This is a genomic window from Novosphingobium sp. KN65.2 (assembly GCF_001368935.1).
Classification (GTDB): domain Bacteria; phylum Pseudomonadota; class Alphaproteobacteria; order Sphingomonadales; family Sphingomonadaceae; genus Novosphingobium; species Novosphingobium mathurense.
Map to the genome: position 1 here is coordinate 1 of NZ_CCBH010000001.1, position 701 is coordinate 701.

Annotated in this window: 1 protein-coding gene; it reads left to right on the forward strand. The window is 54.2% G+C overall.

Annotated elements, in window-relative coordinates:
* The first annotated feature begins 159 nt into the window (after positions 1-159).
* Positions 160-651 carry a hypothetical protein gene (locus SPHV1_RS00005; protein WP_054944103.1) on the forward strand — a complete coding sequence of 164 codons (492 nt, stop codon included), beginning with the start codon at positions 160-162 and terminating at the stop codon, positions 649-651.
* Positions 652-701: the final 50 nt, after the last annotated feature.

Consider the following 701-nt stretch of genomic DNA (forward strand, 5'->3'; position numbering starts at 1 on the left):
TAACAATCGGGCCGTTACGGCGTATCCTCGGAAATCATCGCTGCAATCATCGGCAATCGCTACGTCAAGACGGTAGCGCCGTCGCTTGTCTCGCCCGACCCAACGGTGCCGCATCCTGCAGGGTTGTATGCCTTCTACGAAGGCGGCGAAAATGCGCGCATGAAGAAGATGGAGCCGACTGTCACCAACCAAGCGAAAACCGGTGGTATCTTCGGTTATGCGCTAACAGGCGGCTTGGCATCGATGAGTGTCAAAGCAGCGATCCAGAATGAAACGTCGAAAGTTCCTGTGAACCAGACCCCTAAGTTCTACTTTTTTTCCGCCGAGTCGAATGGAAATGACAGTTCGGCATGGGCGAGCGGAGCAAACACGGTCGTAAACTCGCCAGCAGAATTGACGCTCGTTCAACTCATGAAGAAGAAGGGACGCCGGGAAGCCCGAGTAGGTAGTATGAATATTGGTGGAGCCAAGACCGGGGTGATGGACAAGGACCGCCTCGAGTTCACCCATAAGATGGTACGTCCCGGGGTTTATGTGATGGAGGTCTCGAAGGCGCTTGAACCTGGCGAGTATGGCTTCATTTATTCGCTTTCAGGTGGCGGGGCTGGGGGAGCCATGACGGCACGTATCTTCGACTTTACCGTCAACTAGATTTTGCGCTTCAAAATTTGAGCCGTGCTTCAAACAAATGGGCCCCCCCC